The organism is Candidatus Egerieousia sp. (assembly GCF_056211015.1).
Genome location: NZ_JBAELF010000070.1, coordinates 1 through 13,615 on the forward strand (window position 1 = coordinate 1; position 13,615 = coordinate 13,615).

At 48.2% G+C, this 13,615-nt stretch carries 10 protein-coding genes; 2 read left to right on the forward strand and 8 right to left on the reverse strand.

The features are described 5' to 3' along the window. Positions 1-9 precede the first annotated feature (9 nt). The 8 genes from AC06L3_RS05010 to AC06L3_RS05045 form a co-directional block, all read right to left on the reverse strand. Entirely contained in the window at positions 10-624 is a 615-nt protein-coding gene (locus AC06L3_RS05010; RefSeq protein WP_475669527.1) for an isochorismatase family protein, read from the reverse strand. An 11-nt stretch (positions 625-635) separates the two neighbouring features. Beyond that, positions 636-2,111, reverse strand: coding sequence for a nicotinate phosphoribosyltransferase (locus tag AC06L3_RS05015; protein ID WP_475669528.1), 1,476 nt, complete (start codon positions 2,109-2,111; stop codon positions 636-638). A gap of 124 nt (positions 2,112-2,235) precedes the next feature. Continuing rightward, complete coding sequence (locus AC06L3_RS05020; protein ID WP_475669529.1) at positions 2,236-2,991, reverse strand: nucleotidyltransferase family protein; 756 nt, start codon at positions 2,989-2,991, stop codon at positions 2,236-2,238. Positions 2,992-2,994: 3 nt separating this feature from the next. Beyond that, positions 2,995-4,449: a RapZ C-terminal domain-containing protein gene (locus AC06L3_RS05025; RefSeq protein ID WP_475669530.1), complete on the reverse strand. Its 1,455-nt coding sequence runs from the start codon at positions 4,447-4,449 to the stop codon at positions 2,995-2,997. Continuing rightward, entirely contained in the window at positions 4,449-5,657 is a 1,209-nt protein-coding gene (locus tag AC06L3_RS05030) for an aldo/keto reductase (RefSeq protein WP_475669531.1), read from the reverse strand. Before AC06L3_RS05030 ends, AC06L3_RS05025 begins: the two co-directional genes overlap by 1 nt. A gap of 10 nt (positions 5,658-5,667) precedes the next feature. Continuing rightward, on the reverse strand, positions 5,668-8,847 hold the full coding sequence (locus tag AC06L3_RS05035) for an efflux RND transporter permease subunit (protein ID WP_475669532.1): 3,180 nt from the start codon (positions 8,845-8,847) through the stop codon (positions 5,668-5,670). A gap of 41 nt (positions 8,848-8,888) precedes the next feature. Further along, on the reverse strand, positions 8,889-9,956 hold the full coding sequence (locus AC06L3_RS05040; RefSeq protein WP_475669533.1) for an efflux RND transporter periplasmic adaptor subunit: 1,068 nt from the start codon (positions 9,954-9,956) through the stop codon (positions 8,889-8,891). 25 nt (positions 9,957-9,981) lie between these two features. Next, positions 9,982-10,863 carry a nucleoside phosphorylase gene (locus tag AC06L3_RS05045; RefSeq protein WP_475669555.1) on the reverse strand — a complete coding sequence of 294 codons (882 nt, stop codon included), beginning with the start codon at positions 10,861-10,863 and terminating at the stop codon, positions 9,982-9,984. A 196-nt stretch (positions 10,864-11,059) separates the two neighbouring features. On the opposite strand from AC06L3_RS05045, the gene AC06L3_RS05050 reads away from it, so the two are divergent. After that, positions 11,060-11,497 (forward strand): DUF4293 domain-containing protein, encoded by a 438-nt coding sequence (locus AC06L3_RS05050; protein ID WP_475669534.1) that lies wholly within the window; start codon positions 11,060-11,062, stop codon positions 11,495-11,497. A gap of 9 nt (positions 11,498-11,506) precedes the next feature. Then, on the forward strand, positions 11,507-13,606 hold the full coding sequence (locus AC06L3_RS05055) for a tetratricopeptide repeat protein (RefSeq protein WP_475669535.1): 2,100 nt from the start codon (positions 11,507-11,509) through the stop codon (positions 13,604-13,606). Positions 13,607-13,615 lie beyond the last annotated feature (9 nt).

The window sequence follows — 13,615 nt, forward strand, 5'->3', positions numbered from 1 at the left end:
GCTTTCCTATCATATTATTGTTATTCCTTGTTCAGCCATTTCCTTCAGGGCCCTGGTGTGGCCTTCTGCATCAACGTATGCCAGAGCGTCCTTGAGCACGCTCACCTTGCAGCCCGCTTCGAGCAGATCGAGAGCCGTTGACTTCACACAGAATTCCGTTGCTATTCCGCTTATTATCACCTGAGGTTTGGCAAGCCCCAGGTTTCCGCAGGAACTCTCGTGCTCCACTATTGCCTCGTACAGGCTTTTGTATTCCAATACGCCATTGCGTTTCACACATTCATTGTTACCTGCAAATCCGGAATACTCCTCCCGGGATGCGTCACGCCCTTTATAGAAGATGTCCTCGCTGGCAGGTTTGTTATCCAGAATGGAAACATTGTCATAGAAGGACTGATGTATTGCCGCACCACGGCTGCCGAGCACGCAATGAACGGGCCAGATACCGCCGAACTCCTTGAATGAACAATGATTGATAGGATGATTGTCACATACGTATAACACCTTCTGCTCAGGATGTTCATTTATCCATTCCACGCTTGATGCAACGGCCTGTTCACCGCCAATGCAGGCAAGAGAACCATCTATGAAGTCATAAAGCATGTCAACAACAACATGTACCATAGCCTTGAACTTTATTTTGCTGAATTGAGTTCCTTGATTTCGTTTATAAGATTATGTATGAGTTTCATTTTCAGATCGTAAAGTTCATCTGAAATGTCAACCTTGTAGTAGTGAGGGTTTATGATTCGGCTCTCCGCCGGATCAAGACTGGCGAGATTGGACTTGTAATAAGCCTGCTTCTCCATAAGAGGAATGTCCTCATACACGCGTTCTCCATCCTTTATCATCTGAACCTGGAGAGTTTTCCACTCGTATGTACCGCCCCTGTATGTCTTGTACCTTGTCTGGTCATATTCGTCGCGCACAGGACAGTCCTTTCCGGCTTCTATGACCGCACTGGTGGCATCGCCCCTGAGGCAGGTTATATCAACCTTGAACTGACCGTTCTGAATGAGCCTGTAGGTGATCTGGAAACCCGGATTGATGAGTTTGGCCCTGTCCTCCGAACGTTTGAGCACCGGCTCGGAATCAACCTGAACCAGCTTGAAAACGTTGCCGAAGCAAGGATTGTGCTTGCTGGTTGCAATGGCATCACCAACACCGTAGGAATCAATGGCAGCCTCCTGCCTCTCGAGGTCGGTAATAAGATATTCGTCAAGGGAGTTGGTTGCAAATATCTTGCATTTGCGCAAACCGGCCTCATCAAGTATCTCACGGCAGCGGCGGCTGAGGTATGCAAGGTCTCCGCTGTCAAGTCTCACTCCGTATGCAGGATAGGAATCATCTATGCCGGCATCCTTGAAGGCCTGGATTGCATTTCTTATTCCACAGTTGATGGTATCGTAGGTGTCTATGAGAAGTATGAGAGCCTCTCCTCTGTGAGTCCTGATATATGAATCGAAAGCGGTTTTCTCACCCTTGATGGAACAGCCGAAGCTTGTAACGAAACTGTGAGCCATGGTGCCTGTGCAAGGCATACCGAAAATGGTGGATGTCAGTGTGTTGGATGTATTGGCGCAACCTCCTATAACTGCGGCCTTGCCTCCGAATGTTGCTGCCCATGGACCGTGCGCGCGCCTTGAACCGAACTCGCTCACAGGCTTCTGGGTTGCCCTGGTAACCCTGCTGGCCTTGGTGGCAACAGCCATCTGATGGTTCGTTATGCAGAGCATAGGTGTCTCCAGCACCTGGGCTTCAATGATAGGTCCCTCCACTGTAATTATGGGCTCAAGCGGGAAAGCAATCTCGCCCTCCTTCATTGCATATACATTGCCGGTGAACTTCATTGCGGCAAGATATTTCCTGAATTCGGCGTACTCCTCGCCCGGAATGAATTTCTCGTAGAAGGATTCAGGCTCGTTTCCCATGCTCCGAATCATTTCAAGCACTTCATTCACGCCCGATACAACAGCCCAGTTGTTCTTGTCCGGCGCTGTCCTGTAGAAAAGATTGAAAACGGCGCGTTTGTCCTTCATTCCAAGATCGTAGAAGGACTTGCCCATTGTATATTGATATTTGTCCGAGCAATATGCGGTCTCAAGTTCCATATTCAAGTTTTTTTAGAGGCTTCTCCTGCAATATGCAGATGCCTGACCTGCAAGTAATAGTACAAGTACACTATAACTTGCAAATATAACCAAGACTTGGAACAAATGCAATTGCCTGACGTATTTACATACGCCCTCTTAGAAAAGATTCGGCAGTTTCGAGGGAATTGAGCTTGCCCACGTCAACCAGTTCAAGATCATTCTTCACGTATGCCTTGATTCTGCATTCAGCACATACGGTCAGATAGAAATCCATTATGGGGAAAAACCTTGGAAAAGTCTCCATATATTTGAACACCAGAGGAGACATCACATGGATTCCGCCGAAAGCATATTTCCTTATACACGGCGATGGGTATTTAAAATTCTTGTATGGAGAGCGGACCTCGCCGGTATCAACGTTTGTCCAGCCCACAAGGAAATCATTCTCATCAAAGAGAAGGTATCTTGAGGTCTTGCGCTCACTTACCAGCAGAGTTGCCACGATTTCCGTTTTCCCGGCATTCTTGAGGTGGAAATCGTAAAAGTCCCTGAGATTGAGATTTGACAATATATCAACGTTGTGAACCAGGAAAGGCTCTCCGTCATTGAGCAGTGCGGCCGCCTTCTTTATACCACCGCCTGTCTCGAGCAGTTCCTCGCTTTCATCCGAAAAACTAATCCTGACGCACGGTGCGCTGTGGTTTTCCACATAGTCCCGGATCTGACCTGCGAAATGATGCACGTTTATGACTACATCATTGAAGCCTGCAGAAGAAAGCTTGCCAAGCACATGTTCGAGCAACGGCTTGCCGCACACAGGCACCAGAGCTTTTGGCATTGTGTCTGTCAAGGGCTTGAGTCTTGTGCCCTTCCCGGCAGCAAAAAGCATTGCTTTCATGGTCTAGAACTCCTTGTTGATGCCAAGTTCCCTGTGAACAAGCACTACGCTCACATTGAACCTCTTTGAAATATGAGCCGCAAGATGCTCGGCACAATATACAGACCTGTGCTGGCCGCCCGTGCATCCGAAACTGAACATGAGAGAAGTGAATTTCCTTTCAATGTATTTCTTCACGTGAGCATCCGCAAGTTCGTAAACGTGACCTAGATATTCTCCAACGGTACTGTTCTCCTCAAGAAACTTTATCACCTCGGAATCCAGTCCCGTGAAATGCTTGAAGTGGTCATATTTGCCCGGGTTCTCAATATCCCTGCAGTCAAAGACATAACCTCCGCCGTTTCCGCTGTCATCAGCAGGAATGCCTTTCTTGTATGCAAATGAGAAAATCTTCACAACAAGTTTGGCCTGCTTGCGCAGATCATTGAACTGCCTCATCTGCGAGAGCTCGGTCAGAAGGGAATTCAAGTATGGATACTCAACGAACGGAGCCTTTGCCAGCAGCTTCCTCAGGTTGTCCATTGCGTAAGGGATGCTCTGCAGGAAATGAGGTTTCTTCTCGAAATATCCTCTGAAACCGTATGCGCCGAGCACCTGCATTGTTCTGAAGAGCAGGAAGAGACGAAGGTTCCTCCTGAACTCCTCCTCACCTATCTGTACGTATGGCTTGAGGGCCTCCATATATATATGAACGAGCTCGTCCTTCAGCTCGTCGGGATAATTTGCCTTGGCCTGCCAAACGAATGAAGCAAGGTCATAATAGAAAGGTCCCTTTCTGCCGCCCTGGAAATCAATGAAATAAGGGTCCCAGCCATCACCGTCGGAGGATTTGCGCAGCATCACGTTCCTTGCCTGGAAATCCCTGTACATGAACACATCCTGCTTCACGCTCAGGGAAAGCAGGTCCTGTGTAAAGCGTTTGAAATCCTCGTAAAGGTCTATCTCCTTGATTTCAAGACCTGTGGTTTTCAGGAAACAATATTTGAAATAATTCAGGTCAAAGGAAATCATCCTTTCATCGAACTCCGGCTGAGGATAGCAGACTGAATAGTCGAGCCCTGCGCCGCCCTCGAACTGCAATCTTGGCAGCAAGGCTACGGTGCGCTTGAGAAGGTCCTTTTCCTGAGCGCTGAATGAACCGCTCTCGCGGCCCGATGCAACCGTATTGAAAAGCGTCACGTCGCCAAGGTCCTCCTGAATGTAGAACACTCCGTTTTCACTTACAGCAAGCACTTCGGGCACGGGCAGCCCTTTGTTCAGGAAATGCCTGTCAATCGTTATGAACGCCTTGTTCTCATCAACTGAGGTGCCGAATGCGCCTATGATGGAAATCGGATTGCCATTGTTGCCGGCCTGCAGTCTGAAATATCTTCTGTTGCTTCCGCTTGAAGGAAGCTCCTCGCATTTCTCGGCCTTTAAGCCTGTATATTGTTCAAATAAAACTTCAAGTTCTTTCATTACCTTCTGTTTAATTCCGCCTCAAGTTCTATGGAAGCTTTCTCCCTCTGTTCACAGATCGAGCTCCATGTAGGATGTTCCTTCAGCATGCCGCAAAGGTCCTGAATGACCTCAGCCACATTTATTTTCTGCGGGCAATGTCTGTTGCAAGTGTGGCAATTGAGACACTCGTACGGCTGCTTGTCCTTAGGGAGCGATTCAATGCGCATCTGCGGAGTGAATGAGAACTGGGTTTTCATATCGTTGTATGCCTGAATGAGCAACGGGATGTCCAGTCCTACAGGACAGGTATCGCAGCAGTACCTGCATGCTGTGCAAGGCACTCTGCTCATCAGGGACCCGGCGCGGGCGGCAAGCAGCTCCCTGCTCTCATTGCTCAAACCATCGCCGGTGGAAAATATTGAAACATTGTCCTTCATCTGTGCAAATGATGACATTCCACTGAGAATCATTGTAACACCAGGGACTTCCATAAGCCAGCTGAAGGCCTTTTCAACCATCGCCCGTGGCTCAACGGTCCTGTCATTGCAAGTGAATTCCTTTGCCAGAAGGCCACCGCGCAGAGGTTCCATAACCCATACCGGAATACCCCTTTCATTGAGCATCCTTACCTTCTGCTCAGCCTTCTGGAGTTTCCAGTCAAGATAATTGAGCTGGATCTGGCAGAATTCAATGCATTTGCCGTATTCGGAATCAAGGATTTTCTCAAGCATCGGGAGGTCTGCGTGGGTTGACATTCCCAGATGCCTTATCAGGCCCTTCTCCTTCTGTCCCATGAAGTAGGAGATGAATTCCTGAGCATGGGATGAATAAACGTCCCAGCAGTTCTCGCATACATTATGGAAGAGATAGAAATCAAAGTAAGGTGTGGCGCACTTTCTCAACTGGCTCTCGAACACCTTCCTTGGATTGTACTCGCTTGCGGCCTGATGCCCGGGGAACTTGTCGGCCACATAGGATCTGCTGCGGGAGTATTTTTGCGGATTCTCCTCTGCCAGCAGGCTGAGCGCCTTGCCAAGAGCTATTTCAGAAAGACCGTTATGATAAGGATAGGCGGTATCGAAATAATTCACGCCGTTGTCAAGGGCGTAACGCACCATATCATTGACCTGCAACTGGTCAATTGCGCCTCCCTCCAGAAGAGGAAGACGCATTGTACCGAAACCGAGTCTGCTCAAGCGCAGATCCTTGAATTCAGAATATTTCATTTCAAATGAATCAGTCAACTTTAATCTTGAAGAATGTCACATACAGTACAGGCAGGAAGTATAGGATTGCTATTGAACTGAAGAGCAATCCTCCCATAATAGTTGCGGCCATAGGTCCGAACATTGCATCGGAAAGAAGAGGAATCATTCCAAGGATTGTTGTGAAGGATCCCATCATCACAGGCCTCAATCTGCTTACCGTTCCGTTCATAACCGCCTTGTCCGGAGCGATTCCTGCTGTTATCTGGGAATTGACCTCATCAACAAGCACGATTCCGTTCTTCATGAGCATACCGATAAGGCCGAGCACACCTACTGTTGAGCAGAAGGTGAAGGTCTGGTTGCACAGGTACATTGCCCACACGATACCAATGATAAGAAGCGGCACGCAGCAAATAAGCACAAGCGGCTTCTTGTAATCGTTGAACAGCAGAATGAGTATGAATATGATGATGACAACGCCTATCGGGAAGTACTTGAAGATATAATACATTGTTCTGTCCGATGCAGCCTTCTCACCCTCCCAGTGCATTGAATAACCGTCAGGAAGTTCTATGGCCTCGATTTCTTTGGCAATTGAAGCTCTTGCAGCCTCTGTTTCAAGTCCGTGGGCAGGTGAGCACATCATGCTCTGAGTACGCTGGTTGTTGTACCTGAGCACAACAGGGTCCTCCCATTTAACGGAAATGCCTTCTGCAACATCCTTCACAGGATAGGTGGAAAGCATGGACTCAATGATCTCTCCCATCTGCAATGAACCGTTGGCGAACTTCAACTGAAGTTCAGGATCGGTGATCTTTGAGATGTTTGGAGTTATTGAGAAAACAGGTACGTTCTCCAGTTGGTCAATATCCTCGCCTTCTGCCTCGGTGCATTTGAGATATATGGTATTCTTGTGCAATCCTTCATAGAATGTTCCAATAGGCATGCCGCCGGCTGCGGTAAGCATGCTCAATGCAACATCCTGACGTGAAACACCCGCGCGCCTTGCAGAAGGCTGGTCATAATTCACGGCAAGATAAGGCATCTGAGGGTCCCAGTCCGATGTTACCAGGCAGACATCAGGATTCTCTTCCATGATCTTGCGCGCCTGAGCTGCCAAGTCATGGAGGACAGCAGGGTCCGGTCCGCAGAACTCAATCTCAATAGGATAGTTCTTGTACATGATGTTATACCTCTTGAGTTTGACGTATGCATCAGGATACCTTTCGGAGAGCACGCCCTGTATTTCATCGATATTATCAACCAGGGCATCAGGTGACTCGAAATCAATGATAAGTTCGCCGTATGACATTGAAGGAAGCGGAATGCTTCTCACAAGATTGTATCTTGCAGGAGCGCCGCCTATTGAAGTCACAACCTTCTTGATTTCAGGTCTTGTATGCAGATATTCCTCAATCTCAGCCAGATCGGCCATTATCTTCTCTGAAGATGTTCCTTCAGGCATCTTGTATTCCATATAGAGCTGGTCATAAACCATATCAGGGAAGAAGCCGTGCTTGAGCAGGTTGTATCCCCATCCGCTGATAGCCACCAATATTGCCGCAACAATGATTGACTCCCATCTGTGGCGCATTCCAAAGCCTACTGCTGCACGCAGCCAGTCATAAATCTTTCCTTTATAAAGATCCTCCTCCTGATTGGCGGCATCCGGATTCTCGGCCAGCAGCCTTGCTCTTTCCTCAGCCTCGCGCTTTGCCTTTTTACCCGGATGGTCAACGAGGAAATGCTTGCACATCAAAGGAACGTGAACCAATGCCAGAATCCAGCTCAAGAGCAAGGATACCGCAAGAACTATGAACAGATCCCTGATATATACACCCGATGTATCCGGTGACAGATATACAGGGAAGAAAGCCATGATTCCAATTACGGTGGCGCCGAGCAGAGGCATGGCGGTCTTCCTTCCAATGTTGGTCATTGCCTCCATTGTAGGCTTGCCGCGTTTGAGATCCACAAGCACACCGTCCACTATAACTATGGCATTATCCACCAGCATACCCATTGCAAGGATGAATGCCGCAAGGGAAACCCTCTGCATTGTACCTCCTGTCATGCTCAGGAACACAAAGGTGCTCACAACTATCACCACAAGGCTGGCGCCGATGATAAGGCTGCTTCGCAGTCCCATTGTAATCATCAGTATTGCAATGACTATGAGCACTGACTCTATCAGGTTCTCCATGAATGTTCCCAATGCGGAAGAAACGAGAGCCGGCTGATTGAAGACCTTATCGCATTCCACGCCTGCAGGAACTCTAGCGCTCATGAGCTCCTGCACCTTCTTCTCAACAGCAGCGCCCACTTTCACAATATCTGTTCCGTCCTGACCTGCCACTGCAAGGCCTACACAATACTTGCCGTTGTTGAACATGGCATTCCTGACAGGTTCCTCATACCCGTCCAGGACCTCTGCTATGTCACACAATCTGAGCTGGTCCTTCTCGTGTCCCTGAATGACCATTTCACGTATCTGCTCTATTGTATTGGACTTGTCGGAAACAGCCACTCTCAACCTGTCCTGGCCATTATTGTAGTAACCGGCATAGTATATACCGTTCTGCCCGTTCAAGGTAGAAACGACTTCTATCGGGGCAACCCCGAGAGTGGCCATACGTTCAGGTTTCAGGTTAATGTTGATGCACTCGTTCCTGTCACCGTATATATCAACTCTTGCAACTCCGGGAACAGCACCGAGCTCCCTTCTGAAAAGCTCGGCATAGTCTGAAAGTTCCCTTTCCGTAATTCCCTCACCTGAGAGTGAGTAAAGCATACCGTAAACCAGACCGAAATCATCCTTTACCGTAAGTTTCACGCCCGAAGGCAATGATGCCTGAACATCGGTCACCTTGCGCCTGAGCAAATCCCAGTTCTGCTCAATGTCGGCATCTGGCACGGTACTCAGCAGTTCAACCTTTATGAGAGCCATGTCATTGTATGCGTACGAACGTACGTTGTCAATGACTCCCATTGTCTGTATTGATTTCTCAAGAGGATCACACACTTCAAGTTCTATCTCATGTGCCGAGGCGCCCGGATAAACTGCAATGATCATTGCCTGCTTTACAGTAATCTTAGGGTCCTCCAGTTTGCTCAAATCATAGGCGGCCAGGATTCCTCCCACCATTAGAACGGCAAGCAGGAAATACACCACCTTGGTGTTTTTAAAAGCCCATTTTCCGAAATCCATAACTCTTCTGCTTAAAATTCAACATAATAAGTCAAGATTCATTAAAGCAATGAACCAACGTTTGTAGGTGAAGTCTCCTTAAGGACCTGCACTCTCTGTCCTTCGTGCAGCTGATGGACACCTGCAGTAATGACAACATTACCGGACTCCAGGCCAAGTGAAATGTCCGCGGTTCCGTTGGTATGCAATGCGCTTACAATAACCTCTCTCTTCCTGACTATAACATTGTCAGCCGAAATGAGCCATACGTATGTCCTGTCATCACCTGCCTCGCTGAAAAGGGCTGTTGAAGGAATGGAATACTGCTCGAAATCAGCTCTCTTGAAATTTACCTTGACCATTGTGTTCATTCCAGGTGTAGGATATTTGCCGTCCTTTGAATCTATTGAAAGACGGATAGGGTACAGCTGGTTTGAATTCGCCTTTGGGCTTATACTTATAAGACGAAGTGCAACAGGCTCCTTGGAATAATCGAACTTTGCAGTGAATGACGCAAAATTGCTCTTCATATCAAGCACCTTTGCAGGAATCTCTATCTCAATCTCAGGAACGCCTCCTGAAATTATGCTGAGGACAGGCATTCCGGCAGCAACTGTTGTACCGCTCTCGAAATAACGTTTGTTAACGAAACCATCGAAAGGAGCAACCAGCTTGCAGTCCTCAAGCTGGTTCTTAGCAAATTCATATTTTGCTGTAACCTGCTCGAGGCCATAGCGTGCCTGATCGTATTTGTCCGCAGACACAACGCTGTCGGCATAAAGATTGATCACTCTGTTAGCCTGAGCCTTCACCTGCTCGTACTGTGCCTTTGCGGCATTGAACTGCAACTGATAGTCCTTTGGATCCATTATGGCCAGAACCTGACCCTTCCTGAATGAATCGCCCTCCTTCAAAAGGATTTTCTGGATTGTTCCTGCAACCTTGAATGATACTCCAACATCCTTTGAAGCCTTCACTCTGCCAGGAAACTCATGAACGAGCGTTGAAGCGGCATCGCCTACAATCTGTGTCTTCACCAAAGGAATCACTTCCTGTTTTTCTTTCTTGTCCGAGCATGACACACAAAGGGCCACTGCTGCGATAATCAAAAGCAATCTACTGATTCTCATATCTTTAAATTTAAATATTATTATCTCATTTCAATGCGGCGAGCCTGTCAAGCACAGTCACCACAAGTTTGTTCATAAGTTCCTTGTAATCGGGATTAGCACCTTTCAGATATCTGTTGGCAATGGCCAGGCATATTGTACCAGCCCTGTGCCCCAGTTTCCTGCTCAAGGCAGCCACAGCGCTTCCTTCCATCTCGAAATTAGTTATCCTGTAGCCGTCATGGCTGAAGGCGGCGAATCTCTCGAGCATATCGGGCATTGCAAGAGGAATTCTGACGTATCTGCCCTGAGGCCCGTAGAAACCCTGGGCGGCAACAGTCATTCCCTTGACGGAGCAGTCCGCAAAGGCATCAATAAGTTTCTGGTCAGCCTTTATGAAATACGGACGGCCGAGATTTCTGTCATAACCAACCTGCTCAACAAAGGCCTTCTCCATTTCCGGTATTGTAACCTCGTCCCTTCCGGCATACCAGTTCATAAGGCCATCGGCCCCCACTGAAATGTGCGAGAATATATACGAGCCCAGCGGAATGTCCGGCTGGACAGCGCCACAGGTGCCTATTCTCAGGATATTCAACGAAGTGAGTTTCTCCTTTACCTGCCTGGTCTTGAAATCAATGTTCACAAGCGCATCAAGCTCATTCACTACGATATCAATGTTATCGGTACCAATGCCTGTTGAAAGCACTGTGAACCTCACTCCCCTGTAAGTTCCTGTCTTGAAATTGAACTCCCTGGAACTTCCCTCGCACTCCACTGAATCAAAATGAGCGGCAACCATTGCAACACGCCCGGGATCACCTACAAGGATCACGTTTCCGGCCAGCTGCTCAGGCCTCATATGCAGATGGAATATGGAACCATCGCTGTTAATAATAAGTTCAGATTCAGCTATAACTCTCATAATCAAACTATTAAACTGCCAAGTAGTTTCAAGTACATTGAGTTGAAGTCAAATGAAAAGCTACTACCGCATAATATCTTTCAAAGATAACAAAAATCCACATACCACCAAAGACTAATTTTATAAAACTGCCACTGTGGAATTATTGGAATAGTTTTTGTAATTTTGTAGTTTATATACGTAAAAATCACATCAGACAATGATACAGAGAATACAGACATTATTTCTTTTAGTGGCAGCCGGACTTCTGGGCTCGCTGCTTTTCAGCAAATTCTGCTACACCCCGGACACAGTTGTCAAATACACACAGAGCCTTTACCTGCTCATCTTCATAGTCACAACCCTCTTCCTCACAGTATTTGCAATCGTGAAGTTCAAGGACAGGATGATGCAGCTCCGCATAAGCGTTATAAACATCCTGCTGCTGCTAGGCTTCCAGATCTGGATTGCAGTGATCTTCTTCAAGGAAGCGCACGGAGTGGCCTTCTCGGTAAGCGCAGTCTTCCCTGTAGTAAGCGCCATACTGGTGGCGATGGCCGTGAAATATATAGCAAGGGACGAGGCCCTGGTACGCAGTGCATACTCCCTGCGCAAAGCAAAGAAGAACCGCAAGGGCATCTTCAAGAAACAGAAATAAAGCGGACTGATGAAGGCAAGGAGGACATACAAGGCCGTTGTGGCAACAATCGCCGCGCTGATAATAGCTATTGGTGCAATGGCGCAGTATGACCTCAACCAGTTCTACATGCGAGGAAGGCAGATGCTCATAGACGGCAAGTATTCGGCCGCCATAGACAACTTCAGCATGCTCATAAGGCTTGACACCACATCGTACGACGGATACCTCATGCGAGGGATAGCCAAGTACAATCTGGGAGACTACATTGGAGCAACCGAAGACTTTGACAACAGCCTGCGCCTCAACCCCATTTACACTCCGGCCTACCATTACAGGGCCATAACCCTCAGCCGCACAGGCAAATATGAAGAAGCGCTCAAGGACCTTCAGGAAGCCATAGATCTCAGACCATCATACGAAGGACTGTTCTTCAGCCGCGGAGTCACCTACTTCCTGAGCCAGCAGTTCGAGAAAGCAATATCGGACTTCAACCGCTTCATAGCAAAAGTCCCGAAAGAGTCCGACGCATACCTCAACAGAGGAGCCTGCCATCTGTACCTGAAAGATACGGTAAGCGCCCTCAAGGATTACAACACTGCCATAAACCTCAACATGTTCGACCCCGAAGGTTTTATAAGAAGGTCAAGGATATACGCAATGCAGGGGCAGAAGGAACTTGCGCTGCAGGATCTTGACCAGGCAATAAAGCTGGACTCCCTTAACACTTTCGCCTACTTCAACCGCGCGCTCATAAGGTACGAGGCCATGGAACTCCAGCAGGCGCTGGACGATTTCAACAAAGTGCTTGACCAGGATCCCGGCAACGCGCTCACTCTTTACAACAGGGCTCTGCTGGAAAGCCAGATAGGTGACTACAGCAGTGCGCTCAATGATTATGACAGGGTGATTGCCGTGAATCCTGAGAACGTACTGGCATACTTCAACCGCGGAGCCGTGCTTCTGCAGATGGGAATGTACCGCGATGCACTGAACGACTACACCAAGGCCATTGAGCTCTACCCGGATTTTGCAAAGGCTTACTATAACAGGTCATATGTGAAGAACCATCTAGGCCAGCACGCCAGCGCAAAGCAGGACTGGGAAACGGCGGAAAGGAAAGTCAAGGAATACAGGGCAAAGACAGCCGACACCAGCAACCTTGGAATCTTTGCCGACACATCAAAGAAATTCGACAACCTGCTTGCCCTCGATGCGGACTTTGCAAAGAAGGACTTCAACAACGAACTCCTTCAGAACAGGGACATAAACATCAAGCTCAAGCCGCTGTTCAAATTCAACCTGCAGAAAGACGAGCAGACCATCATGGCCCTGCAGACAATCTACGAATCAAAGAAGGTTGATGCCTTCAAAAAGGGCTCCCCTGTCCCGCTCACGCTTGAGGCGCGCAGTACGGAAGGTTCAAATGAATTCTCCGAACAGGAGCTCGCACAATATGAACAGATGGTACGTGATTACAAGAGCCGACTCGCCGGCCGCGAGACCTGGAATCAGATGCTTGCCAACACGGCCGATGGTTCAGAAAACACAGGCAAGGGAGCAGCAGCCCTGGCTGGCGCGAACTCCATGGCGGAATTTGCAACAGGTGTGATAAACGGAGAGCGGAACATGTTCAACTCCGCACTTGAATGTTATAACAAAGCCATTGAGGACGACCCTAAGCAGGCTTACTACTATGTGAACAGAGGCGTGCTGCAAGCTGAAATGATTGACTTCATATCAAGCATGGAAAGCAACGTTCAGATTCTCTCGCTCGACAACACACGTACCGCAAGGGCAAGAGTGCAGGAACAGTCGTACAAGAAATACGATTATTCCGCATCCATTGCCGATATGAAGAATGCATTGTCAATCGAGCCGGGATTCCCGTTCGCATACTACAATCTTGGCAATCTGTTCTGCCTGAACGGAGACCTTCCGGAAGCAATAAGCCAGTACACAAAGGCCATAAAGGCGTTCAACAATTTTGCGGAAGCCTATTTCAACAGAGGCCTGGTTCTCATATATCTGAAGGACAAGCAGAAAGGCTGCATAGACCTGAGCAAGGCAGGCGAACTCGGTGTTCCTGACGCCTACCCTACCATAAAGAAATACTGCACCAAGGAATAATTGCTATCG